Genomic DNA, 26,046 nt, shown 5'->3' on the forward strand with positions numbered 1-26,046 from the left:
TCAGCTTAAAACTGGTGTAGACAGTATGATTTGCTGAAATTAATATTCGCTTTTAGTTAAACGACGACGTCTATAATGAAGAATAATATTCCAGCGCCAAATAAGACGAGTAAGAATAAAAAATATCAAAGCAAAAATCAGCGCTTCTAGCATTAAACCAGATAATAAAATTTTCGCTAAACTTAAATCGATATGTCCTTCACCAAAATGAGTAATGACATGACTGATCTGATGCAATACACCCATGATCATATCTTGATCAATCATATTGACCTGAAATATTTTTGCACCCAACCAAAAACCCACATACAAAATAGGAACTAGCGTAAGCGGATTGGTTAGCCAAGCCAAACATAAACTGATCGGTAAATTTACTTCAAAAAGCAATACAGTCAATACAATCAAAATACTATGAAAAGGCAGTGGTAACATGCCCCAAAAAGTGCCAATAAAAATGGCTTTAGAAATAGATTTTCTATTTATATACCACAGCAAGGGATTTAAGGTACGTTGACCAAAAATCTTCATCAATTTCATCTCTGCGATTTTATGCGAAGAGGGAAGCCATGATTGGAAGAATTTTTTTGCCATAAAAATAAGATGCTAAAGTAATGAGGTATTGTGCCTGAAAAGGCCTATGGTATGACAGTTTTAACTAAAAGGGCTGTTCAGAAAAATAGGGTCAAGCATTTTTTGAAATCTTTTATAACAAATGACCGTACAGTTATTACAGTATTTGCTATATAAACAATTGAAACTTAATTGTTTATTAAAATATAAATAAATTTTCTAAAAAATATGAAATTCCTCATTTGCTCATTACAATAAATTAATTTAGTCTTCGTGCTCTCTACAGAGAGGTCGCATATGATTTCATGGTTTTTTATCGGTTTGGTTGTGACCATTTTATTGACGCCTGGTCCAACAAATACTTTGCTTGCATCCTCTGGAATTCAGGTCGGTGTACGCCAATCATTGCGACTTATTCCCGCAGAATCTATCGGCTATTTAATTTCGATCACTATTTGGGGCGTAATTATTGGAACAGTTTCAAGTGAATTTCCGATCATTCCGATTCTGCTAAAATTATTAAGTGCTTTGTACATTATTTTTCTTGCGATTAAATTGTGGAAAACAGCAGAGATCCAAGCCAGTTACCAACAACCTAGTATTCGTGCTCGTGAATTATTCTGTGCAACATTATTAAACCCTAAAGCACTTTTGTTTGCCTCAGCTATTTTCCCAAGCGCGGCATGGTTAAGTATGCATGCCTATATCATACATATGCTGATGTTCTTGGTTTTAATTATTCCTATTGCCTTGTTCTGGACTTTTATTGGTTCTATTTTAGTGTCCAATAAATTACGTTGGCTGAATCAAACCAATTTGCAAAAAACCGCTTCTTTGGTTTTAGTCAGTTTTTCTATTCCACTGAGTTACTCTGCGCTTTTAAGTCTCTAAAATAAGAGCGTAATACTGATGATGGCAAAAAAACCGTACAGGCCCTGTTCATGATTTTCATTGTGACCAATTTCAGTTAAAGTACAGCTCAATAATTGATTTAACTCTTTTTGGATAGAAATAATGGCAATTAAGTCTGATCGTTGGATTCGTGAAATGAGCGAAAATCATGGCATGATTGAACCGTATGCAGAAAACCAAGTACGTTATGATGAAGCAGGTGAAAAACTCATCTCTTATGGCGTATCTAGCTATGGTTATGATGTACGTTGTGCACGTGAATTCAAAGTATTTACCAATGTGCATTCCGTGATTGTCGATCCAAAAAACTTTGATGATAAAAGCTTTATCGATATTGAATCTGATGTGTGTATTATTCCACCCAATTCATTTGCTTTAGCACGTACAGTTGAGTATTTCCGTATCCCACGCAATGTTTTAACCATTTGTTTAGGTAAGTCGACCTATGCACGCTGCGGCATTATTGTGAATGTAACGCCTTTGGAACCTGAGTGGGAAGGTCATGTGACGTTAGAATTTTCAAATACAACCAATTTGCCAGCCCGTATTTATGCAGGCGAAGGAGTGGCACAAATGTTGTTTTTTGAATCTGATGAAGTGTGCGAGACATCGTATAAAGACCGTGGTGGTAAATACCAAGGTCAAACAGGTGTGACTTTGCCGAAAGCTTAAATTGTATAAATAATTGAATAAGCGGCTCATTTTGATCCGCTTATTTTTTATATCATTCATTCATCGGAAATTGGAGACATTTGTCCTTTTTTTTTTGCAATTGCATAAATATTCAGCATAATAAAAAGTTGTATAGACTTGGTAAAAGTATTGTTGTAATGACAAATTAAAAAAATGGACGTGCCAAGTTTAGGAAGAAATGAAAATAATGATGCGGAGCATCTGATAAAAAGGAAGGTCTTGATGACTGCACTTCGTTATACGGTAAAATTTAAGAAAACTTTAATGGCTTCACTGATAGGTTTAAGTGTGAGTCAATATACTTTTGCGCTTCAAGAAATTTCTGATGCTGGTTTAAGTGAAGCTACAGGTGAGGGTATTGCCATGCTCCCTGAAAACTTTAGAATGGTTTTTCAAGGGGCGAATGACAACCCTAATTTAACATCGGGTATGGGTATTGATTACCTCGATCGCACTAAAGACACAGGTTATATTCGTTACATTCCAGTCGGGCCATTAACCACAGAAGCCACTGCAAGGGGAGCTCAAAAAGCCGATATTTTCTTATACGGTTTGGCTTTGTCACGTGCAGATACCGATATTAACAATCGTTATAATAGTTCGAGTACAGGTCAGGTTAAATCTTGGGGTACAACGAATAATCCATGGTTGCTCAAAGTACAAACTGCACAAAGTACACCAGATTTTGCTGGGGTAAATAAACCGCTTTCTTATTTAAGTTTTGAAGCACCTGCTTATGATATTGCAGGTTTTACAGGTGCAAATAGTACAGATGATTACCATTTAAAATTAGGTTTGTGGACCGATGTGTTTATGCGTAGTCCGACAGTTGCTGCACCTGATAATAATCCAGCAGGATGGGGCGCGGGATTGTCCAACCGTTTGCGATTACAAGCCATCTGGAATAATTTTAGTATCAATGGTAGTTCGATTAATCTTTTCCAAACTTTGGGTGGGGCAGCTACTAGTGGTTTAAGTACATCTTATAATAATACACTGGGTTTGGCTGGAACTTTACGGTTCAATGGTGGTGATACACAGGCTACAGACACCAGTGGGTTTAAGGCAACACTTACACTACCTAGTAATTTACCAGTATTACGTTTTAGTACTCAAGGTGTTGCTGGTGAGAATGCTTCAACGCCAGCAATAGATAACGCTGCAACAGCCCCTACTTTTGCTGAAAATGAAGGTTTGTTTTTGTATGGAGCCAATTTCAATTTGGCACTCGGCTCGCTTTATCAACCTTTGGTCATAGGTGTCGCCGATGATGGTAAAAACTTGAATATGGAAATTACGCGTATTCCGAATCAGGCCAACGTCTATCAAAAAATTTACACTGATTATGCTAATCCAGCCTCAACGACGTACTTGGGTTCAACTTGTAATGTGTACCAATGTGGTAAGACAGTCGGTGGAACATTTTATCCTGCTACACATAGCAGTATTACTATAGGTTCTACAAAGTATTCAGGTGCTGATAGTAATTTAGTCACAGGATATAGTGGGGCAGATGCGATTGGAGTTTCTTTTGGTGCTCTAAAAAATAGAGCACCTCAAGAATCTCCTGCGCCTAAAAACTTAGGTTCTGCAGTCATTGATGGCATGTTAATTCAACATATGAAAATTACCACTCGGGGGCTGTAGGAGCAGATGATGAATAAATCAATATTATGTGCTGCACTATGGACTTTAATCAGTGTAAATGCACATGCTGAGTTACAAGCTGTAGAAAATTACGAACTCGCAAAAATAGATGGACAAGCATCTTCTGCTGCAACGATTGATTGGTTACTCAGTCTTAATCAAATAAGTCAAACCAATACGACTTCTGGGTTTCTGGATACTTATTCTTTTGATAGCTCAACGTGTAGTGATTTAAGATTTTGCCGATTTGCAATGTCTTTGAACAATCGGGTAGATGCTGCTGGTAAAAAACAGTGGGTTGTATTCAAAGGTGTTCAAGGCACGATAGATCTGCAACAAGTTCAAATTGATGGGACAGATTTGCTCTATAAAAATACAAGTGGCGTAGATCAAATTAAAGCAGCGCTCCAAGTGAGCTTCAGTGAAAAATATCCGATCAGAATTCGTAACTTCGGTTTTAGTGCCTTAGCCATTGAAACAGATACGGTAGCCAATGAAGGAACAAATAATGTTCCAGGTTACTTGGCCATGGGAAATGGTGGGAGCGGAGTAGACGCTTATGCTGCTGGTAAATATACCAATACGGCAAATGCCTTTGATAATGGACGTGAAACGGGTTTTACTGGATTGACCATGAATGGAAATCTTGCCTTACAGGGAAGTTTGAAAATATTTAGCTGTACGAGTGATATGTCTCGTTGCTAGGAATGATCACGGATAGGATGATTATGAAAAAAAATAAAAAATATCAGAAACCCATTTTCCAATTGACGGTATTGGCAGTGAGTTTGTATATAGCAAATAGTCCAGTTTTTGCGATGCAGGAGCTAAATGATACTGCTATGCGTCAGGTCGATGCTCAAGATGGAATTTATATAAATACCGCATACGATAATCTAAATATTGATCGACTCTATTGGGAAGATAAGGCCGGTTTGCCTCTTGGTACCGCTGAAACCAGTCTACGTGCTTATGCAGAAGGCATTGCTATCACAGGTAACAATTTAGGTACAACATATCAAATTCAAACAGGCACAAATGTTTCTGGTAAAGCGGGTATAGATCTGAAAATAGAATCACGCTATGGCACCATTAGTGCAGATAGTTTTCGTTTATGTGATGCAGCAGGAACAAGTTGTGATACCAGTGTAGGTGGGTTAACAGTACAATCCACGGAAAATGCGACATTGCATTTTAAGACACAAGATGGATTATTTAATCAAAATAGTTTATCTGATGCAGAAATATCACTTAAACATATTAATCTTTATCTGACACAGCGAGAAAACGCTGCAGATCCTTCGTCTACTAAGAATCAATTAATTTTTAAAAATTTTAATTTTAATTTTACAGGCAAAGGCTACATGTATGTCGATCCAATCAATGGATTGATACTTGAAACACGAGATGACGGGGCTGTTCATTTAAATCGAGTGTGTGAGGTGGGAGCTGATTGTTCTGGTGGAATGACGTTTGCAAATTCTAAACCCGGTCTGAATATTGATTTGGTCATGAAGAGTAATACGGGGACCAGCTTTAACACCGATAATGCCAAAGGAATGATTCGTTTAGGTGCTTCAGGATATATTCCGAAAGCAAAATTACAATTTCGTGGCACCAATGGTGTAGATAGTGCTGGTGAAGCAATTTTAGGTAAAGCATTCACAAGGAATAGTACCACTCTTACTGCAGCACCGACTGCCAGTACAATTATGGGCAGTACTGGATTAGCGACCCGAATGTATGCTGAGTTCAGTAATGAAAATAATTTACCAAGCGGGGAAGCTGCAACTACACTAGAGTTGGGACATGGTGGTACGCAAGCTTATGGCTTATCTTTTAGTAATCTAAGTCCTTTGTTGGTGCGTAAGCAAAATGGTGGAGGAGCTTTAAATACAGATCGTGCTTATTTTGATTCAGGTAATGTTTATATTAACCTAGCAGATACCAAGCGCATGGCCTTGCCACAAAATGCTGTACTCAATGCTGCACCATTTTTAACTGGAAATCTGACCGTTCCAGATAACTATTCACAATTACTTCACAGTCGTAGCAGTGGAGCGAATCCACGTTCTCTGGTCATCGCTTCACGTGGTACCAATTTTCAGGCTTTGGCTAGACAAACTCAATTTATTGCCAGTCCAGATGTATATAAAGATGGAATTACTGCAAATGATCCAAGTGGTGGCGGTACATGGGGCTTAGGTTTGCCCTTCTATAATCTCAATAGTAATATCGCGCTTTATGGTGGTCCGACAGCTACAGAAGGGAATGGTACGACTGCGGAACGTTTAGGCTTTGCACTTTCTATGGCAACACAAGGGATTAACTATGATTTTACCAAGACCGTTGCTCAGAATCTGGCGTTGGGAAATGATGGATCAAAAACAACCTCAATTATGCTCATTGACGGTAAAAAATATGGTGCTAGCGATAGTAATGGTGATGGTTTAAGAGATGAAGCTTTAACAGGCGATCCTATTAACTACTATCTTGGTATCCGTAATATTGACATGTTGATGAATGGCTATGGCAGTATTGGTCTTGAAGGCGGCAAACTCAATATTAATATTCCGAAGTTTATGCTCGCTGCTGCGGGCCAGTTCGCAGTCGGTTATTTACCAGGATCACAATATAAAACTATTGGTAAAGGTTATGCACCAATTAATGGTTTTATCACGAATAATGATGTGCTGTTCGGTTTACGCTTGCGCATGGAAGGTGGTGTTGACATGGTGATGGTACCAGGGGGTAATACTCTTGATAGCAATTATATTAGTTTTGATGGCACAATGAATCTGACCAATGGTGCGATTCAAATCGTTGAGCCAATTGATAATTCAATTGTTGGGCTGGATAATATCTCAGGTAAAATCAGCTTTAGTAACCAAATTAAAATTAACAAGGATAATGTTGATTTAAATACCTCATTAAGAATTAATCCCAATAATCAGGCTTCGGATGTATTACGCGTTAAAGACTTGAATTTCTATCCAACAGGTGGAACTGCACAGCGTTTAGGTGAAATGGTTTTTACTGGCGGGAAAATTAATAGCCAGTTTAATATCACCCCGCATTAAGTCAGCATAGGAGATAAAAATATGAAAAGGATGAACTATTTAGCAATCGCTATGCTGGGTATGATGAGTGGAAGTGTTTTAGCCGCGACAGGCAATAGTTTAAAGGTATTAACGGACAGTGAGTTGTCGGCAGAAACAGGACAGGCATTATTTAACATGTCTTATATCGGGCCAGGGGGAACCAATCCAAACGTTGACACGGGTTTTTATAAATTAGGAATGGAAGCTCAACTCGATTTAAATGCCAATATTAAAAAACTCCAGTTGGGCTGTGGGGGAGTTAAAGGGGCAGGTTGTGATATTGACCTTGATAACGTGAGTTTTACAGGTATTGTGCCTACTGGTAATATGGCAGGTGGTACAGATGCAGGACCTGCATCGGATTTCACCCTGATTAATCCTTTTTATGAAATTGCCATTAAAAATCCAACCAGTGCTTCTACTCGGGAGTTGGTCGGTTTTAAAATTGGTGCCGATTCTATTTGGGGCATGCTCTCGATTGGTAGCCCACCCACGGATGGTCGTGATGCTAATGTTGCCGCTAACCATACGGGTATCAATAGTATTAGTGGTCATATGCCAACCATTATCAATAACGGTATTGTTCCTACTACTATTTGCTCTATTCTTACTGGAGGGGCTAATGATCCCGTTGGTTGTAATGGTTTAACATTAAGTACGACTAACTCGACGATAAATGTAAATGATCCGAATACAGGAGATAATCGGTTTGATTTAATAATGCAGCGATCAAGTCGAGTTGAATTAAATGGGATTAAAGTAAAATCGTTACTTGATTTAACTATTAATGCAAATTTAGACCAAGATTTAAGATTTATTCATAATATTACTGCAGGTAGTGATCCGAATGGGAATAGAAAATATGATCCTGGTGAAAGTGTCGATAATTTTGGTATCTCTGTACAAGGGCAGGATGTCATGTGGAATACCAATGGAAAATGGCTGAATGCACAAAAAGGTTGGTGGATGGAACTACCAGAAAGTAAAATCGAAAACTTCACCACCAGGCGAGTATATACGACGTTGGGTGCAATATTTGGCTTAGATTTAAAAGATTTGAATCAAAATCAGTTTCCAGTGGATAACTGTTATGGTGGTTTAACATTCTGTTAAATTCAAATTGATAAAAATAATGAACTCATTTTTAGCAATTTTTTAGTCTTAAAATGAATAAATTTTAATGTCGTACATTTAATTTATGGTGTAAATAGTTGAATTTTGTCTAGTGGAATTGTGGTTAAAACCATTTATCTTATACTCATGATGATATGTTTTAACTGTGCTAGACTTTGGACATATTTTAAACACTTGTCTATGGATTAGGACAATGAAAAAAAACAAAAAATTGGGATGCTTGTCTTTATTATTATTAAGTCCAATCACGATGGCAATGCAGCCACTTGATGATCACAGTCTTTCCAATACCACTGGGCAAGATGGTTTAACAGTGGATGTGAGTATTTCAAAAATTGATTTTAATCAAGTGGCAATTATTGATAAAAATGGTTTTACTCCAAACTCGACTACAAAAGCAGCTTTGGTGATGGCAAAAAGTCCCGGTGCTACGGCTCCTGTTGGCGTAGATTTTGTTGAAATTTTCAGTGCAAATGGCACCATTCAAAATAGTACTTCACAAGCGTTAAAAGTGGTTATTGATACAGATTCTGGCTCAGGGATCAATGGTGCATTTGCTAATCTTGCCCTATCTTTAGGCAATCAGGTCAATGGGCTTCGTATACGTCCGTTTTCAGCATATATGGTGCCTGATGGTTCAGATGCTATTTCCTCTGTTCTGGGTTCAACGTATACCCAAAAATCCATTTTTACGACGGGAACGAGTTTAAAAAACAATATTACAGAATTATTACGCAGCAGTAGCAATATTGATATTAAATTTATTGCGGCCAATAAGCCGACTATGAATATTCAATTGGGTCATTCTCCACAAGGTCAATTGATCAAATTTGGTGGTGCAATCGATTCGATTTGTGGGTCTACGACGGCACAACCCGATGGTTGTTCATTTAACTTGGTTTCAGGAAATACGGGTGCACAATTTGATGCACAAATTACAGGTAAAGATGCCAATGGCTTTTCTTTAAATGGTTTTTATCTAAGTTTAGTCAATGATGTCACAAGTGGTTCCGAAAATATTCCGGGTGGAATCGTTTTTGGAAATGAAGGTGTTTCTGATAAGTTGAATATATCTATTAAAAACCTTCAACTTGGAGAGAAAGGGCAATCCAATGCCAATGTATTTAATGGACTACAAAATGGCTCAATGGGTAACATTGGGGCAGTCGGTGTGTCAGCGACAAACCTTAAAGTCAATGTTCGAGGTATGTAACGCCATCATTGTTTTTATCATTTAAGACATATTTTTATCATAAAAAATCCCGCGCTAGGCGGGATTTTCAGGTCATCGTCATTATTGAGCAAGTTTAGCCAATAGTGCTTCTTTGCTAATATTTATAGACTCTGCATCATTACGACCTTTATATTCAAAAGTGCCTGCATCTAAACCTTTTTCACCGAGTACAATACGATGTGGAATACCTGTTAATTCTAAATCAGAAAATTTAACGCCTGGACGTTCATTACGATCATCAAGAAGTACATCATATCCAGCCGCTTGTAATTCTGTATACAAGGCTTCAGCAGCCTCTACTGTACGTGGTGATTTATGCGCATTCATCGGTACAATCGCAATATCAAAAGGAGCAATCGATTTTGGCCAGATAATTCCTTTATCATCAAAGTTTTGTTCAATTGCAGAAGCAATCACACGTGTAACGCCAATACCGTAACATCCCATAGTGACCACCAAAGGCTTACCATCTTCTCCGAGCACTTTACAATTCAGCGCTTCAGAGTATTTTTGACCCAGTTGGAAAATATGACCGACCTCAATACCGCGTTTAATCTGAATCGTCCCTTGACCATCTGGTGATGGATCACCTTCAACCACATTACGTAAGTCATAAACTTCAGTAAATGTTGCATCACGTTCCCAATTGACACCTGTCACATGTTGATCGGCGAGATTAGCGCCTGCTACAAAGTCAGATAAGACTGATGCAGCACGGTCTACGATGACAATTAAACCTTTTTCGACTAGACCTTGTGGCCCAATAAAACCTGTAACGAGATCCAGCGCTGCAATTTGCTCTTCTGTTGCAAACGTTAAAGGTGAAGCAATGGCAGCATGTTTTTCAGCTTTAATTTCATTGAGTTCATGGTCACCACGAAGGAATAAGGCGACAACAGGCACCTGACCTTTCTCATCTGGTTTGCCTTGAACCAATAATGCTTTAACAGCGTTTTTTGTTTCTGTTTGAAGAAACGTAGACACATCTGCAATGGTTTTTTGATTGGGCGTATCCACCAGTTTTAATTCTTGAGTCGCAGCCGCACGTTCACCGACTAAAACGGCTTCAGCCATTTCGACATTCGCTGCATAATCAGACTGGGTAGAGAATGCGATATCATCTTCACCACTTGAGGCTAAAACATGGAACTCGTGCGAACCTGAACCACCAATTGACCCTGTATCGGCTTGAACTGGACGGAAATCTAAACCTAAACGAGTAAAGATACGGCAATATGTATCGTACATGATGTCATAGGTATTTTGTAATGATGCTTGGTCTACATGGAAAGAATAGGCATCTTTCATAATAAATTCACGAGAACGCATTACGCCAAAACGTGGACGAATTTCATCACGAAATTTGGTTTGAATTTGGTAGAAATTGATTGGCAGTTGTTTGTAACTTTTTAGTTCGTTACGCGCAAGATCGGTAATCACTTCTTCATGTGTAGGACCAAGTACAAAGTCGTTGTTATGACGGTCTTTGAAGCGCAAAAGTTCTGGGCCATATTGAACAAAGCGACCTGATTCTTCCCAAAGACTTGAGGGTTGAGTTACAGGCATAAATACTTCAAGTGAACCTGCACGATTCATTTCTTCACGTACAATCGCTTCCACTTTATTGAGTACACGTACGCCCATCGGTAACCAAGTGTATAAACCTGAAGCCAATTTGCGAATCATTCCCGCACGTAACATAAGTTGATGTGAAATAACTTCAGCATCGTTTGGGGTTTCTCTTAACGTAGCAAACAAAAAGCGACTCGCGCGCATGAAAACTGTCCTAATAACAAAGCGTTAAAGCATAAGATTATATGATAAAAAATGAGGCGAACATTTCAGCATGTCACCTCAGAGTAATGGCATGGATTATGACATGATTTTATGAATTTGGCGCGTCATAAAATTCTTAAAGTCATCCAAGTAAGTAAAGATCACGGGGACCACCACTAAAGTAAGAAGGGTGGAGGTAATCACGCCACCAATCACCGCATGCGCCATAGGTGCACTTTGTTCACCGCCTTCACCGAGTCCTAATGCCAGTGGAACCATGCCCATCACCATCGCACTGGTGGTCATTAAAATAGGACGCAAACGGGTCTTCCCTGCTGCAATAATGGCATCAAAGCGCTGTTCACCACGATCCATAGCTTTTTTGATAAAATCAATGAGAAGAATGGCATTTTTCGTGACCAAACCCATCAGCATGATAATGCCAATTATCGAAAATAAATTTAGGGTAGAGTTGAATAAAAATAATGCCAAAAATACCCCAATTAACGAGAGGGGGAGGGAAGCCATAATCGCTGCGGGATGAATAAAACTATTGAATTGTGATCCCAATACAATGTAGATAAATACAATTGAAAGAGTAATGGCCGTCATGGCGTAAGCTGCCGATTCGGCCATATCCTTGTTTGCACCCTGAGTCTCAAAACTATAACCCGCAGGTAACTCAAAATCATCTTGGATTTTTTGAATCTCTTGACCGATATCGCCAGCAGGTCGACCTGCAGTATTGGCTTCGATTAAAACTTCACGGGCTAAATCGCGTCGATTAATTTGCGATGCACCCAAACTTTCTTCAAACTTTGCAACACTTGCCAATGGAACCAAAATGGATTGACCTGAGGCATCTGTTTTTGAGGAGTTGAGATAAAGATATTCAATATCACGGGGCAGAGCGCGGTTGTTTTCACCTAAACGTAAATTGACATCATAGCTTTCACCTTTTTCATCTTGCCAAGAAGTGACATTATCACCTGCAAGTAAAGGCCGAACTGCATTGGCTATTTGATTGACAGATAAACCTAAATCGCTAGCAAGTAAACGATTAATGTGTACTGCTAACGTTGGTTTGGGTTCTTTGAGAGAACTCTCCACATCGACCAAGCCATTTACTTTAGAAATTTCATTCAGGAAACGATCAGATATTTTCTGTAACTCATCAAGTTCAGGGCCTTTAATTGAAATTAAAACGGGTTTTTGTCCACCAGAAACGGTTTCATCTGCAGAAGCAACCGAAGTAATACGGATACCTGCAACGCTTTGTAATCGTTGACGGAATTCATTATTGAGTTGGGTTAAGCTTTTATCACGCTCTAAACGCGGCGTCACACTCACACGTAAAGTGACATGATTTTTACCTCGATCAGTTGCACCATTAATAATTCCGTAAGTATTGAGTACTTCTGGATGCTTACGAATAATGTGCTCAACTTGTAACAGCTTGGCTTGTGAGTATTCAAGTGAGGCATTGACAGGCGTTTCAAATTTAATTCGAATTTCGCTTTTGTCTGGTACGGGCACAAATTCGGTCCCAATGAGAGTGGACAGTCCGAAGGCGCCAAAAAGCGAAGCAAGAGCGATCAGCAGGGTCGCCATTCGAAAGCGTAAAGCCAATTTTAATAGTTTTTCATAATAATGACTTAAGTTGTCGAGTTTATTTGAAATCCAATTAAAAAAGCGCTTAATTTTCCCAGGTTTTTGATCGGTGATATTTTTTTCTGCCCAGTGTGCAGAAAGCATGGGGTCAAGGGTAAAACTGACAAACATCGAAATCAGAACAGCAGTACTGACTGTGACGCCAAACTGATAAAAGAAGCGACCAATAATACCGCCCATAAAAGCTACAGGTAAAAATACCGCGACAATAGTTAAAGTCGTCGCTAAAACTGCCAGCCCAATTTCTTTTGTGCCATCTAACGCCGCACTTACCGGATCTTTGCCCATATCAGTATGACGAACAATATTTTCTCGTACCACGATCGCATCATCAATGAGTAAGCCAATACTCAGTGAAAGTGCCAACAAAGTCATCATGTTAATCGAGAAACCAAACGCCCAAATAAAGGTCAGTGTGCCGAGCAAAGCAATTGGTAAAGTTAAGCCAGTAATGGCAGTTGAACGAAAAGAACCTAAAAACAGTAAAACAATCAGAACGGCCAAAACTGCGCCTTCAATAATGGTGCGCGCGACATCCTTAATACTGGCACGAATACCTTTGGAACTATCCACCACTACTTTTGCTACAGTTCCTGTGGGTAATTGTTTTTTAATTTGAGTGAGAGCTTTATAGGTGGCATTTACCACTTGGATAACGTTAGCATCGGAACTGCGCAAAATATCGATAGCCACCGCAGTTTGACCATTTAGATAGGCACTTGATTCCAAGTCTGCTTGGCTATCTTCAATTGTTGCAATTTGCTTTAAGAATATCGGTGTACCATTTTTGGTGGCGATAATTAAATCACCGAAAGACTGCGGATGAATAATTTTAGATTTAATTTCGACCACAAGTTCTGAAGACGATTGTTTTAATACTCCAGCAGGAACTTCTATATTTTCATTTTTTAAGGTATTGATGACCTGATCAATACCAATCGCAAAACTTTGTAATTTTTGTGGATTTATTTCAATTCGAATTTGACGTTGCGCATCCCCCAAAAGATTAACTGCCCCTACGCCAGTGACTGTACGAAGTTGTGGCACAATTTTCTGATCTAAATAAGCGCTTAAATCTCTCAATGGTAGGGTTTTAGATTCAAATACGATCGACATGACAGCATTTGCAGTTGGATCATAACGCTCAACAATAGGGTCTTGGATTTCATCACGAAATTTGGCAGTTACACTGGAAATTTTATCTCGAATATCTTGAGCTGCAACAGTAGAGGAAACATCTAAATTAAATTCAACAATAATCGTTGAAAGTCCTTCGCTAGACTGAGAAATGACTTGTTTTAAACCAGAAATGGTATTGATCTGTTCTTCCAATTTTTGTGTAATTTCAGATTCAATGGTTTCTGGCGATGCCCCAGGGTAAGTGGTATAGACCACTACAAATGGAAAATCAACATCTGGAAATTCTTCAACGCCCATTCGTTGCCAAGAAGCCAAGCCTAAGACCAATAGGCATAACATCATCATGAGAGTGAAAACAGGGTATTTAACGCTAATTCGGGTCAACCACATAACAATAACCTGTGCTTATTTATTATTTTTGAGTGATGATCACATCATGATCAAGATCTTGTTCATCAAATTTTATACGGCTAATTCGGTCACCTTTGTTTAAACCTTGTACCACAGCGGAATTGTCATGATAACGTTGTTCTAAAATTACCAGATGAACTTTTGCAATTTTTTGATTGCGGATGACCCAAACATAGGCTTGATTTTTGATATCTTGAATGACGTCTAGAGGAATTAGCTGACCAGAAACGGGTTGGGAGGCAAGAATATTGCCATCTACAAATGCACCAATACTGATTGAGTGAATGGTTTGGTTGGGTTTTGCAAAAAATTCTAGCTGGCGACTAGCGGGATCTGCGATGGGAGAAATACGCGTTATAACTGCACTTAGTGAAGCAGAATTACCTTGAATCGTGTATTCAATATTCTGACCCACTTTTAAAGCTGCTTGCATGTCACTGGGTAATTTCGCCTGTATTTCTAAATGTTTTGGGTCGACTATTTCAAATAATGTTTGCCCTGCGGTAACTGTTTGTCCTTTTTCTATTTGGCGCTGCGTAATCACACCAGAAATAGGACTTAAAATGGTGCCGTCAAGATTCGCTTTCTGTGCGATATTCACATTTTCCTGTTGGGCTTTTACATTTTCCTGTTGGGCTTGATAGTCGACTGTGGCTTGTTCATATTCCACCTTGGAAATAAAACCTTGATCCAATAAACGTTTTTTTCGCTGCATCATATTTTTAGCGAGCGTGGCTTGTGCTTGAGTCGAACTTAAATTCGCTTTGGCTTGGGCTAAACGTGCGGCATTGTCTGGATTATTTAGGCGAACCAAGATTTGTCCTTGAGATACCGTTTGTCCAACTTGTGCATTGACCTCGGTTGCAGTCGCCGTGATTTGAGCTTGAATGCTGCTTTGATTTACAGCACGAAGAGTGCCTGTAAATGGAGTTTTTGCTACAGCGCTGCCATCTTGTACCAAAACTAAATCTTGGGGGATGAGTTCAATTTTTTTTATCGTTTCAACTGAAGGTTCCACTTCATTTTTTTGGCAAGCGCTTAACATACTTAGACACAACACACTGCATGTAAAATAGACGATAAAGACATTTAATTTATTGTTTTTAATACGCCTGTAAAGTTGCATGCGTGCTTATCCTTAATCATAGGGAGCGACAAATCTGTTTTAGTGGAAAAGCATTTATTCCAATGTTTTTAAACGCGTAATAATATTGTCGTATTTGGTCTGTGTATTACGATAGTAGCTTTGTAATACTTCAATATTATCTTTCCTTTCTTTAATATTTTTCTGGTTATTGTCCAGTGTACTTTTGAGTACGGCAGGAATACCTTGTCCTTTACGTAAGTGTTCAATTTCTTGACGTTTAAAATAAATTCGATCATTTTGCAATTGTTTTAATTGATCTTGCTGAAAAATGATTTGTTTTTTTATTCCTTTTAGAGATTCATTTTTTTTTGTCAGTGCAACTTGAGCATTGTCATAGGCTTTTTTGAGTTTTAAATCTGCTGCATTTTGTCTGGCTTGTGCTGCACGTTGTGGCGCTTTCTTAGCATCTGCTTCACTGTTATATGGGCGATTACGTTGAATCACTTGCATATTTTGGTCTAATGCTTCGTAGCCAAAACGAATATGATTGGGTGTCACATTGCTACTAATATTAGCTACACCTTTATGATCGTAATAGCGGTACCATGTTGGCTTCAAAGGTTCTTGAGCACTCAGATAGACTGATTGAAAAATCATGACGACCAATAAAATGAATTTTCTGGTCATTTTTTTTTGCCCAATGAAAGCAAGTTTTTGTTTAAACTGACTTTGCATTGTATCCCCCAATTTAAAGTTGACTAAACTACTTATTAAAAGTAATAAAAAGGTATATTAGACTCAAAATTGAGAATAAAAAACTCTCTAGAGTCAAAAAAAATGGTTGATCGGTGTAAAGTGTGAGATAAGTCTTATTAAAATGCCAAAACGCGTCTTTGTTCTGAAAATGTTCATTGAAACTGCAAGTAAAGATATGTTAAAAACGTTGGTAACTTGTAATAAAACTCACTACTCAAATTGTTTGTGCATTCTAAAAATGAGAAGGGTCATTAAATGGACGATAAATTCCAAAATCTAAAAGTCATGGTAATTGATGATTCAAAAACGATTCGCCGTACTGCAGAAACATTATTACAGCGTGAAGGATTTGAAGTAGTCACAGCAGTAGACGGTTTTGAGGCATTATCAAAAATTGCAGAAGTTAATCCTGATATTGTATTTGTCGATATCATGATGCCACGCTTAGACGGTTATCAAACGTGTGCATTAATTAAAAACTCTCAAAATTATCAAAATATTCCTGTGATTATGTTATCGAGTAAAGATGGCTTATTTGATCAGGCGAAAGGTCGGGTTGTTGGTTCAGATGAGTATTTAACCAAACCTTTTAGTAAAGACGAATTATTAAATGCAATTCGAAATCACGTCACCGCATAAATTAAATTATATTGGGGAAAATCATGTCACGTATTCTTATCGTTGATGACTCACCAACTGAAACATTTCGTTTTAAAGAAATATTGACCAAACATGGCTTTGATGTTCTTGAAGCTACAAATGGTGCAGATGGCGTCACCATGGCTCAAGCGGAGTTGCCAGATCTTGTATTAATGGATGTGGTGATGCCTGGTGTTAATGGTTTTCAGGCAACACGTCAAATAGCACGCGGTGCGACTACAAAACATATTCCAATCGTGATTGTCAGTACTAAAGATCAGGCTACTGACCGTGTTTGGGGCAAGCGTCAAGGTGCAAGTGATTATTTAACCAAACCTATAGACGAAAAACAATTAATTGATGTGATTAAACAGCACCTCGATGCAGGATAAAACGCTATGGCAGCGAATGGATTTATCGAATTACTTCGGCTGGCTAAACGTGGTAATAAAAACTACGTTACCACCGAAAATGAAATAAACCGTTGGTCAGGCATTGCTTTTGAGATGATGGGGCAATATTTTGTTGCTCCTTTAGGGGAAGTATTTGAAGTAATTTACCCGCCGAAATATACACCTGTTCCAAACACTCAAGCATGGGTCATGGGATTGGCAAATATTCGCGGGCGTTTACTTTCAGTGACTGATTTAGCTCAGTATATTTCGGGTCAAAGAAGTCAGTTTTCACCTACTCAGAAAGTTTTGTGTATTAGTCATAATGACCATTATGTCGGTTTGGTAGTAGATCAAGTTTTGGGAATTCAACACTTTAATAAGAAAAGTTTTTTTTCTAAACAAAGTGAATTGCAAAGTAATTTAACTGAATACTGTCAGGGATGTTTTTATCAACATAACCAGTATTGGCATGTTTTTTTATTTAGTCGATTATTGCAAAATCCAAAATATATGAATGCATCTATAAAATTTATAAATTAATAGTCGCACTAAAGAATAATGGCGAACTTGGGGAGAGGCTGAATGGGCTTTAAACTTAAAAAGAAAAATACAGGTGAAAGCAGTGCTCCTAAAACAAGGAACGCTTTACTCACGAAAATTCAATCCCAAACGGATCAATTATCTCGAGTATTTGGTGATAGTGAAAAGTCTAAGCCATTTCTGTATGGTGCGATTGCAAGTTTATTTTTAGCAACGCTACTGTTACTCTATTTATTTTATAGTGTTCCACGTAATAACCAATTAACCCAAAGCTTGGGTGACTTGCGTCTTTTATCTCAAACGATTTCGCGTCAAGCAACTGAAGCAACTGCATCTGGAACGAAAGAGTCGATTGACAAACTGATCCAATCTCAAAAAGCATTCACTGAAAACCTTGAAACTGTGAAAGATATTCATTCACAGACAGCAGCTTTGGATGCTGTTGAAAAGCAATGGAAAACTATATCGGACAGCATTGATTTAATTAATTCTCAACAAAAAATCATTAACCAACTTTACGATACCAATATTGCGATTGGTGAAAGTATTCCTGGGATTCAGGCTGAATATAACTTGATGGTTGACCAAATGGCACGTCAAGATATGCCAAGTAATCAGGTGGTACTTGCAAAAAACCAAGTATTTATTGCGGAACGTATTCTTCGCTCTATTAACTCAGTACTTACAGGGAATGATAATTCTCGTGAGTCAGCCAATGACTTCAGTGCAGACACTGAAACATTTGGTGCATATTTAAATGCACAGTTAAATGGAAGTAGTGAGCTTGGGGTGGTACAAATTACTGATCCTGAATTACGTGAATCATTGGTCGGCATTAAGGCTGAGTATGATGATGTATTGAAATCAGCATCTGCAACCATTCTTCAAAACTCTTCACAAATTGTAAAAGTACGCCAAGCGGCTTCGTCTATTTTTGCGCAAGCAGATGAGCTATTAAATAACTTAAATAAATTATCGGGTAGCAGTAATTGGTCTACCACGATTCCTGCCTTGTTAATGATTTTACTGTTAACTGGCTTTTTATATTCGGTCTATAAATTATTGGGACTACGTGGTGAGTCAGATAAAGAGCGTGTAGTGCGTTTGCAAGAAGAATATGACCGTAATCAGAATGCGATTTTACGTTTACTCGATGAAATTGCCGATTTGGCGGATGGTGATTTGCGTTCATATGCAACGGTATCCGAGGACTTTACTGGTGCGATTGCAGATTCGATTAACTTTGCTATTGACCAGTTACGTGACCTTGTATCGCGTATTACTGATACTTCTCATGAAGTTGCACAATATACTGCCAACACTCAAGGTATTACCAATCAGCTTGCTGAAGCTTCAGAACATCAAGCACAAGAAATTGCAGGGGCATCTGCTGCAATTAATGAAATGGCCATGTCAATTGACCAAGTATCGTCAAATGCGACCGAGTCTGCAGTGGTTGCTGAACGTTCAGTACAAATTGCTGCAAATGGTGCAGATGTTGTAAACCGTTCAATTGAAGGAATGGATACCATCCGTGAGCAGATTCAAGAAACGTCAAAACGTATTAAGCGTTTGGGTGAATCATCACAAGAAATTGGGAACATCGTGGCCTTGATTAACGATATTGCCGATCAAACAAACATTTTGGCACTGAATGCAGCCATTCAGGCATCAATGGCAGGTGAAGCAGGTCGTGGATTTGCCGTAGTTGCAGATGAAGTACAGCGTCTTGCTGAACGTTCAGCCTCTGCAACCAAGCAGATTGAAGGATTGGTAAAAACCATTCAAACCGATACCAATGAAGCTGTAATTTCTATGGAACAAACCACGTCGGAAGTTGTTCGCGGTGCGAACTTGTCTAAAGATGCGGGCGTTGCACTAGACGAAATTCAAAATGTATCGGGTAATTTGGCAAAACTGATTGCCAATATTTCGGATGCGGCAAAACTTCAGTCTGCTTCAGCAGGTCATATTGCAACGACCATGAATGTCGTACAGGAAATTACCTCGCAAACGACGACTGCAACTTTTGATACTGCACGTTCTGTATCTGAATTGGCGAATATGGCTGAATCTTTACGTGAGTCGGTAACAGATTTTAAATTACCTGATTAAGTCTAAAAATAGTGGATGGAACGGTGCATTTTACTCAAGGATGGAATGCACTATTACAAAAACAGATAATGCATCGACAAGATAAACTTAACGTTAAAGTTGGGTCTTGCGTGATGGTGACAATTAAGTTTGATCGCCCTTCTTGGTGGCAGATAAACGTAAGAAGCCTAAACTATGAAAGAAATATTAAAAAATTTAGTTGAAACGACCACGCTTCCTGAAGATAGCTATCTTGATCAGGATGCAGAGATTTTAGAAATTTTTGTTGAAGAAATAGAAGAAATTTTTGTTGAATTGAATCCATTATTAATCGATTGGTTTGCAAACCCGAATGATCCAGAAATTTTAACGACTATTCGTCGTCATTTTCATACTCTCAAAGGTTCTGGGCGTATGGTGGGGGCGAAATCTGCAGGCGAGCTTGCTTGGGCTGTAGAGGATAGCTTAAATCGCGTTATTTCAGGTGCAATTCCTTTAGATATGACAGTACAGCGCTATACGCAAACTGTATTTAAAATTTATCAATATAAGTTGTACCCCATTTTTAAAACTGTACAAACGATAGATATCGACTTGCGTCCATTGGTTTTATTAGGTCAACACATACAGCAAAATCGAATTTTAGCACCTGAACTGGAACAGCTCCTTGAGCTGTCTACCACATTGAATGCAGAAAACCAAATTACAGGGTTGGAGTTAGAAGAGTCAGAGTCAAACGCAACTGATAGTCTTGCAAGTCAAGCGAGTGACATTGAAGAAACAGTGGCAATCTTTATTGAAGAAGCTGAAGAACATTTGGCGATTATTGAACAATTCTTAAAAAATGAACACAACCAAAGTCAGGGTTATAATAGCTTAATCCGTGCCCTACATACTTTGCGTGGCAGTTCATCCATGGCACAAATTGAACATATTTTTGAAGTCAGCAGTAAGGTTGAAAGTTTATTTAAAACACTTCTACAAGAAGAAATTATTTCGTCTTCAAAGCAAACTGCGATTTTAATGCAATATGCAGAATTTATTGGGGATTATTTACATACCTTAAGGCTGGGACAAACAGAAAAACTCGATACGATTTTTGCAACATTCAATACTGCATGGAATAACTATGGTTTTGCTTCAACTGAATTTGATTCAGAGCTTAATCCTCAAGGGATAGTGTCTAAACTCATTGCTTTAAATATCGATTTATTATTAGATGCAGAATTTGAATTTGAAAAACGTGCTAAATCAGAATATCCAGAATATCTCAAAAAATTAGCTGAGCAAGCACAACAACTTTTAATTCATACAGATAATCGTGCTGCAACAGGAATTTATGATTTTACTCAGGAACTAAAATTAAATTATGAAGCGCTTGTTTTAAAACCAGAATTACTCAATATTGACTATGCTTATGAGCTATTTTCATACGCTCATCAAGAATTTATTCATCTGTTTGATACCTTGGCAGCAGGACAACGTGTCATCTTGACCGATGAAGTACAGAAAATCTTAAGTGATCTTTCTGCTTTTGTGCAACAAGACCTAGAGCAATTTAAAACCACTGAAGCTGTACAAGCAAAACCGCTTGAAACTGTAAATAATCTATCTACAAGTATTGATTTAGCAAAAATTTCTCAAAGAATCCGTTCGGATCGTGCACACATGCAGGCAGAGGATGCCAATCAGGAATTTGATGCCGACCTGTTGGATATTTTCCTTGAAGAAGCTGAAGAGCTATTGGCCGGTATTGACCAAGATTTAAATACTTGGTCAAAAGATTATACAGATACTACATCTCTAAATAATTTAATGCGTTATTTGCACACTTTGAAAGGTGGCGCAAACATGATTTTAGCATCACATATTGGTTTGATTGCGCATGAATTAGAATCAATTTATGAGCGTGTGATTCGTCAACAGATTCAAGCTACGCCTCAGCTCATCAGTATTATTCGCCTGATACAAGATGATATTGCCGATCGAATTCAAATTATTCGTGAGCAACACCTTGATTATTCAGGTCGTGAATCTATTGCTATCTTGCAAAATATTCAAGACCTTGCACAAGTTGGAAGCATAGAGGAGCTGGCTTCTGAAATTTCTGAAGTTGCGCATCTAGCTGAGCAACCCGTTGAATCTACCGAAATAGGCCTAACTGAACCAGAGAAAGTTCAGGAAAATATTTCATCTCATCTTGACGCTGCTCATGATCCCGAAGAAAGTATCCGTTCAATTGCGGAAGAAGCATTCTTTGAAGAAGCAGAAGAAATTTTAGACTCTACCGATCAGTTGCTAAAACAGTGGTTTGAGCAGCGTAGCGACCGTAGCTTACTTCTACAATTACAACGTGCAGCCCACAGTATTAAAGGTGGAGCACGAATGGTTGAAAATGAACCCGTCGCTGTTATTTCGTATCAGTTAGAAACGACATTCGAGCAGTTTGCAGTCCATCATTTTAATTCAAATGCTTACGATTCTTTATTGGAAAGTACCTTTATCTGGTTGAGAAAAGCAATTTTCGATCAGGACTATAGTCATTTTGACAGTTTAAAGCTGAGTTTAGAATCTATTGAATTTGTGGATGTTACTGCACAAATTCCAACACGTGTGAGTAAATTTGATCACACTTCTGCGCCTAAAATCATTGAATTTGTTCAAGGAGATGGCACTGAACCGCCTGCGATGTTGGGCGAGTGGGATTCAAGTACTCAATTAGAAAATAATAACGAGATGATTCGTATCTCTGCCGATTTGGTAGAGAAGATGATTGATCTATCTGGCGAAAATGCGATTAACCGATCCCGTATTGAAATGGATTTGGGTCAGCTAGGTCATACTTTAAACGAAATGGAATTGGCGATGAAGCGTTTAGCTGACCAATTACGTCGTATGGAAGGTGAGTTAGAGTCACAAATTATTGCAAAACATGGTTCAGAAAACTCTCGTTATATCGATTTTGATCCTTTAGAGATGGATCAATATTCATCTCTCAATCAATTGTCTAAATCTTTGGCTGAGTCAGCCTCAGATTTGGTCGACTTTAAAACCACTTTGGCTGAAAAAATTCGTGATACTGAAGGATTGTTATTGCAGCAATCACGTATTCAGGCAGAAATTCAAGAAAGTCTGATGCGGACTCGACTGGTGCCTTTCTCGCGTTTATTACCGCGTCTACAGCGCATTGTACGCCAGACTTCCTCTACGTTAAATCGTCCCACGGAATTGGTGGTAAATAACACCGAAGGTGAGCTGGATCGCACGATTTTAGAGCGTTTGGTGACACCATTTGAACATATGTTACGTAATGCGATTGATCATGGTATTGAGGATGCAGAGCAACGCATTCAGACTAAAAAACCTGCAATTGGGCATATTGAACTGAATATTAGCCGTCAGGGCACAGATGTATTGGTATCTTTTAGTGATGATGGTAAAGGTATTGATGAAAAAAATATTCAACAAAAAGCCTTAAACTTAGGTTTAATTGAAGCTGATCAGTCGTTGGATAAGCGAGAACTTCTTCAATTTATTTTTCATCCAGGTTTTAGTACCGCTAAAGAAGTCACACAAATTTCTGGCCGTGGTGTAGGACTTGATGTTGTTCAAAGTGAGATTAAAGCTTTAGGTGGTCATGTCACAGTTGACTCTGAATTAGGTCAAGGAACCACTTTCACGATTCGAGTACCGACCACTGTATCGGTGAGTGATGCCTTAATGGTTAAAGCGGGAGATCAACAGTTTGCGATTTCTTTGGCCCAAATTGAGCGTATTGTCCGGATTTCACCTTCTGCACTGGAAGACTATTTTAATAGTAAAGAAGATTTCTTTAAAATTGATAATACCAGTTATAAATTGCGCTATTTATCGGAGTTTGTCGCCAATCAACCTCTACCTCGCTTAAGCCATGTTGCACATTCATTGCCTGTATTATTAATTAAAGGCAATAGTGGTCAAACCATCGCATTATTGGTGGATCAATTAATTGGTTCACGCGCACAGATTGTAGTTAAGCCGATAGGGCAGCAGTTCTCAAGCGTAGGCGTGGTGGCAGGCGCAACTATTTTGGGTGATGGGCAGGTTTGTCTGATTTTAGATGGTCAAAATATTGCACGTCAAATTCAAGCGACGCAGCGACTAAAACATGCGGTAGAACAACGTGAATTATCGCGTCATAATGATGCTCGTCGCTTGATCATGATTGTGGATGATTCCGTGACAGTACGTAAGGTAACCTCTCGTCTGCTGGAGCGTCAGGGCTACGATATTGTAACTGCCAAAGATGGTGTGGATGCAATAGAACAGCTTGAAAGTATAAAACCTGACTTGATGTTGCTTGATATTGAAATGCCACGTATGGATGGTTTCGAGGTAACCAATTTGGTTCGTCATCATGAGATACATAAGGATTTACCTATTATCATGATTACCTCGCGAACAGGTGAAAAACATCGTGAACGTGCATTCAGCCTAGGCGTCTCACATTACATGGGCAAGCCCTTTCAAGAGGCAGAACTTCTCAGCCATGTTGAACACTTGTTAGAGATGAGTCAGGGGTAATCAAATGAGCCAAAATATGATTTCAAATGCTGCTGTTGAAAAAATTAGTCAACAAGAGTTGCATCATCTGATTACTGTATCGACAGGATTTATTGATGCTTACATTATTGATTGCCATGATCGAGAGGCGATGCTGCTACCACAAAATATTGTGTTATCTGCACTCGATAGTGCAACTCAAGTCCCGCATGTAGAATGGCATGAATTGAAACTGCCTGTGTACGCAGTAAATGATCCAGAGCGTAAAACAGGTGTGGCTTTAGTGATTGAAGGTGATGAAATCAATCAGCGTTTTGCTTTAATGTGCAATGAAATGCCGAGAACGATTCGTCTGCGTATTTCTGAATTAATTGATGAAGAACGTCCAGCAAATGATCCCACCATTTTTCAATATGTACGTATGGCAGATCAAAGTTTTCATATACCCAATTTAGTTAACATTCAAAATACTTTGAAGCTTTAATTGAATGTCCATAATCACAATTTATATTCAAAAAAAGGAACTTATTTAAGTTCCTTTTTTTGATTAATATCCAATTTAATTGGCCAATAAGCCTTCTAAAATTTGTTCATAAATTTCAGCAAGAGGTTCTAAGTCTGCTACGTTCACATGTTCATCAATTTGATGAATACTGGCATTTAAAACACCGAGTTCAAGTACTTGTGCGCCAGTCGGGGCAATAAAGCGACCATCAGAAGTACCACCAGAAGTGGAAAGTTCAGTTTCGATTCCTGTTACATTACGAATCGCATTTTTCGCAGCATTCACTAATTCTCCTACAGGAGTCAAGAAAGGCAAACCAGACAAGGTCCACTCAATATCATAGTTGACTTGATGACGGTCCAGAATGTTTAAAGTGCGTGATTTAAGTTCTTCTGCTGTAACTTCAGTGGAATAACGGAAGTTAAACAACAAATCCATCGTACCGGGTACGACATTGGTCGCACCTGTACCCGCAGCAATATTAGAAATTTGGAATGTAGTCGCAGGAAAGTATTCGTTACCATTGTCCCATACGGTATCACACAGTTCAGCTAGTGCTTTAGAAGCAGCATGAATAGGGTTAATCGCAAGATGAGGGTAGGCTACATGGCCTTGCTTTCCTTTTACCAGTACTTTGGCATTCAATGAACCACGTCGACCATTTTTAATAATATCACCAAGTTGATGGGTACTTGATGGTTCACCCACTAAACACCACGTCATTTTCTCATTGCGAGCTTCTAACGTTTCAACAACTTTTACTGTGCCATTAATAGATGGACCTTCTTCATCAGAAGTAATCAAAAATGCAATAGAGCCTTTATGGTTTGGATACTTTGCTATGAAACGTTCAGAAGCAACGACCATCGCCGCCAAAGCAGTTTTCATATCTGCACTGCCACGACCATATAGTTTACCATCCCGAATTTCGGGTACAAATGGATCAGAATTCCATGCTTCTAAACTGCCTGTTGGAACTACATCGGTATGTCCCGCAAAACATAAAACAGGTGCTTCAATTCCTTTACGTGCCCATAAATTATCGACATCTTCAAAACGCATAGATTCAATATTAAAGCCAATTTTCTCTAATCGTTCAGCCATAATTTTTTGGCAACAATGATCGATTGGTGTGACAGAGGGTTGACGTAATAATTGTAAACTAAGCTCTAAAGTTTCTGAGTGGTTCATATCGGCTA

The 26,046-nt window shown here is 38.6% G+C and carries 19 protein-coding genes; 13 read left to right on the plus strand and 6 right to left on the minus strand.

All coding sequences use genetic code 11. The annotated features are described in order from the left end of the window. Positions 1–39 precede the first annotated feature (39 nt). The gene (locus tag H0S58_RS03410; protein WP_053578518.1) at positions 40–591 is read right to left on the minus strand and encodes a DUF2062 domain-containing protein; all 552 of its coding nucleotides are present in this window, start codon (positions 589–591) and stop codon (positions 40–42) included. Positions 592–867: 276 nt separating this feature from the next. On the opposite strand from H0S58_RS03410, the gene H0S58_RS03415 reads away from it, so the two are divergent. The 7 genes from H0S58_RS03415 (at position 868) to H0S58_RS03445 (ending at position 9,270) form a co-directional block, all read left to right on the plus strand. Continuing rightward, positions 868–1,461 (plus strand): LysE family translocator, encoded by a 594-nt coding sequence (locus tag H0S58_RS03415; protein ID WP_092717322.1) that lies wholly within the window; start codon positions 868–870, stop codon positions 1,459–1,461. A gap of 123 nt (positions 1,462–1,584) precedes the next feature. Next, the gene (dcd, locus tag H0S58_RS03420) at positions 1,585–2,154 is read left to right on the plus strand and encodes a dCTP deaminase (RefSeq protein ID WP_053578516.1); all 570 of its coding nucleotides are present in this window, start codon (positions 1,585–1,587) and stop codon (positions 2,152–2,154) included. Positions 2,155–2,397: 243 nt separating this feature from the next. Then, positions 2,398–3,822, plus strand: coding sequence for a hypothetical protein (locus tag H0S58_RS03425; RefSeq protein ID WP_195727147.1), 1,425 nt, complete (start codon positions 2,398–2,400; stop codon positions 3,820–3,822). A gap of 9 nt (positions 3,823–3,831) precedes the next feature. Continuing rightward, positions 3,832–4,527, plus strand: coding sequence for a hypothetical protein (locus H0S58_RS03430; RefSeq protein WP_195727148.1), 696 nt, complete (start codon positions 3,832–3,834; stop codon positions 4,525–4,527). Positions 4,528–4,550: 23 nt separating this feature from the next. Then, a complete protein-coding gene (locus H0S58_RS03435) occupies positions 4,551–6,902 on the plus strand; it encodes a DUF6160 family protein (RefSeq protein WP_092717313.1) in 2,352 nt (783 codons plus the stop codon). A gap of 21 nt (positions 6,903–6,923) precedes the next feature. Continuing rightward, positions 6,924–8,036 (plus strand): hypothetical protein, encoded by a 1,113-nt coding sequence (locus H0S58_RS03440; RefSeq protein ID WP_195727149.1) that lies wholly within the window; start codon positions 6,924–6,926, stop codon positions 8,034–8,036. 214 nt (positions 8,037–8,250) lie between these two features. After that, a complete protein-coding gene (locus H0S58_RS03445; protein WP_195727150.1) occupies positions 8,251–9,270 on the plus strand; it encodes a DUF6160 family protein in 1,020 nt (339 codons plus the stop codon). An 81-nt stretch (positions 9,271–9,351) separates the two neighbouring features. Here the strand turns inward: H0S58_RS03445 and H0S58_RS03450 are convergent, their stop codons facing one another. The 4 genes from H0S58_RS03450 to H0S58_RS03465 form a co-directional block, all read right to left on the minus strand. Further along, the gene (locus H0S58_RS03450) at positions 9,352–11,067 is read right to left on the minus strand and encodes a proline--tRNA ligase (protein ID WP_195727151.1); all 1,716 of its coding nucleotides are present in this window, start codon (positions 11,065–11,067) and stop codon (positions 9,352–9,354) included. Between the two features lie 96 nt (positions 11,068–11,163). Beyond that, positions 11,164–14,268, minus strand: coding sequence for an efflux RND transporter permease subunit (locus H0S58_RS03455; RefSeq protein WP_195727152.1), 3,105 nt, complete (start codon positions 14,266–14,268; stop codon positions 11,164–11,166). A gap of 22 nt (positions 14,269–14,290) precedes the next feature. Then, positions 14,291–15,334, minus strand: a complete 1,044-nt coding sequence (locus H0S58_RS03460) for an efflux RND transporter periplasmic adaptor subunit (RefSeq protein ID WP_411164069.1) — start codon at positions 15,332–15,334, stop codon at positions 14,291–14,293. Positions 15,335–15,469: 135 nt separating this feature from the next. After that, positions 15,470–16,111, minus strand: a complete 642-nt coding sequence (locus H0S58_RS03465) for a hypothetical protein (RefSeq protein WP_195727154.1) — start codon at positions 16,109–16,111, stop codon at positions 15,470–15,472. A 276-nt stretch (positions 16,112–16,387) separates the two neighbouring features. Between H0S58_RS03465 and pilG the strand changes: the two genes are divergently transcribed. The 6 genes from pilG (at position 16,388) to H0S58_RS03495 (ending at position 24,826) form a co-directional block, all read left to right on the plus strand. After that, a complete protein-coding gene (gene pilG / locus H0S58_RS03470) occupies positions 16,388–16,771 on the plus strand; it encodes a twitching motility response regulator PilG (RefSeq protein ID WP_092717291.1) in 384 nt (127 codons plus the stop codon). A gap of 23 nt (positions 16,772–16,794) precedes the next feature. Then, the gene (locus H0S58_RS03475) at positions 16,795–17,163 is read left to right on the plus strand and encodes a response regulator (RefSeq protein WP_053578506.1); all 369 of its coding nucleotides are present in this window, start codon (positions 16,795–16,797) and stop codon (positions 17,161–17,163) included. Positions 17,164–17,169: 6 nt separating this feature from the next. Then, positions 17,170–17,706, plus strand: coding sequence for a chemotaxis protein CheW (locus H0S58_RS03480; protein ID WP_053578505.1), 537 nt, complete (start codon positions 17,170–17,172; stop codon positions 17,704–17,706). Between the two features lie 42 nt (positions 17,707–17,748). Continuing rightward, positions 17,749–19,821, plus strand: coding sequence for a methyl-accepting chemotaxis protein (locus tag H0S58_RS03485; protein ID WP_195727155.1), 2,073 nt, complete (start codon positions 17,749–17,751; stop codon positions 19,819–19,821). 174 nt (positions 19,822–19,995) lie between these two features. Further along, entirely contained in the window at positions 19,996–24,363 is a 4,368-nt protein-coding gene (locus tag H0S58_RS03490; protein ID WP_195727156.1) for an Hpt domain-containing protein, read from the plus strand. Between the two features lie 4 nt (positions 24,364–24,367). After that, positions 24,368–24,826: a hypothetical protein gene (locus H0S58_RS03495; protein ID WP_053578501.1), complete on the plus strand. Its 459-nt coding sequence runs from the start codon at positions 24,368–24,370 to the stop codon at positions 24,824–24,826. Between the two features lie 75 nt (positions 24,827–24,901). Here the strand turns inward: H0S58_RS03495 and dapE are convergent, their stop codons facing one another. Further along, positions 24,902–26,038 (minus strand): succinyl-diaminopimelate desuccinylase, encoded by a 1,137-nt coding sequence (gene dapE, locus H0S58_RS03500; protein ID WP_195727157.1) that lies wholly within the window; start codon positions 26,036–26,038, stop codon positions 24,902–24,904. Between the last annotated feature and the right edge of the window lie 8 nt (positions 26,039–26,046).

Source organism: Acinetobacter sp. TTH0-4 (assembly GCF_015602665.1).
In the GTDB taxonomy this organism is placed as follows: Bacteria; Pseudomonadota; Gammaproteobacteria; order Pseudomonadales; family Moraxellaceae; genus Acinetobacter; species Acinetobacter albensis.

Bases quoted from the DNA above. Each gene is read 5' to 3' on its own strand.
- H0S58_RS03410 (WP_053578518.1), bottom strand. From the start codon at position 591: ATGGCAAAAAAATTCTTCCAATCATGGCTTCCCTCTTCGCATAAAATC.
- H0S58_RS03455 (WP_195727152.1), bottom strand. From the start codon at position 14,268: ATGTGGTTGACCCGAATTAGCGTTAAATACCCTGTTTTCACTCTCATG.
- H0S58_RS03430 (WP_195727148.1), top strand. From the start codon at position 3,832: ATGAATAAATCAATATTATGTGCTGCACTATGGACTTTAATCAGTGTA.
- H0S58_RS03460 (WP_411164069.1), bottom strand. From the start codon at position 15,334: ATGTTAAGCGCTTGCCAAAAAAATGAAGTGGAACCTTCAGTTGAAACG.
- H0S58_RS03485 (WP_195727155.1), top strand. From the start codon at position 17,749: ATGGGCTTTAAACTTAAAAAGAAAAATACAGGTGAAAGCAGTGCTCCT.
- H0S58_RS03425 (WP_195727147.1), top strand. From the start codon at position 2,398: ATGACTGCACTTCGTTATACGGTAAAATTTAAGAAAACTTTAATGGCT.
- H0S58_RS03445 (WP_195727150.1), top strand. From the start codon at position 8,251: ATGAAAAAAAACAAAAAATTGGGATGCTTGTCTTTATTATTATTAAGT.
- H0S58_RS03495 (WP_053578501.1), top strand. From the start codon at position 24,368: ATGAGCCAAAATATGATTTCAAATGCTGCTGTTGAAAAAATTAGTCAA.
- H0S58_RS03435 (WP_092717313.1), top strand. From the start codon at position 4,551: ATGAAAAAAAATAAAAAATATCAGAAACCCATTTTCCAATTGACGGTA.
- H0S58_RS03440 (WP_195727149.1), top strand. From the start codon at position 6,924: ATGAAAAGGATGAACTATTTAGCAATCGCTATGCTGGGTATGATGAGT.
- dapE (WP_195727157.1), bottom strand. From the start codon at position 26,038: ATGAACCACTCAGAAACTTTAGAGCTTAGTTTACAATTATTACGTCAA.
- H0S58_RS03465 (WP_195727154.1), bottom strand. From the start codon at position 16,111: ATGCAAAGTCAGTTTAAACAAAAACTTGCTTTCATTGGGCAAAAAAAA.
- H0S58_RS03490 (WP_195727156.1), top strand. From the start codon at position 19,996: ATGAAAGAAATATTAAAAAATTTAGTTGAAACGACCACGCTTCCTGAA.
- H0S58_RS03480 (WP_053578505.1), top strand. From the start codon at position 17,170: ATGGCAGCGAATGGATTTATCGAATTACTTCGGCTGGCTAAACGTGGT.
- H0S58_RS03475 (WP_053578506.1), top strand. From the start codon at position 16,795: ATGTCACGTATTCTTATCGTTGATGACTCACCAACTGAAACATTTCGT.
- pilG (WP_092717291.1), top strand. From the start codon at position 16,388: ATGGACGATAAATTCCAAAATCTAAAAGTCATGGTAATTGATGATTCA.
- dcd (WP_053578516.1), top strand. From the start codon at position 1,585: ATGGCAATTAAGTCTGATCGTTGGATTCGTGAAATGAGCGAAAATCAT.
- H0S58_RS03450 (WP_195727151.1), bottom strand. From the start codon at position 11,067: ATGCGCGCGAGTCGCTTTTTGTTTGCTACGTTAAGAGAAACCCCAAAC.
- H0S58_RS03415 (WP_092717322.1), top strand. From the start codon at position 868: ATGATTTCATGGTTTTTTATCGGTTTGGTTGTGACCATTTTATTGACG.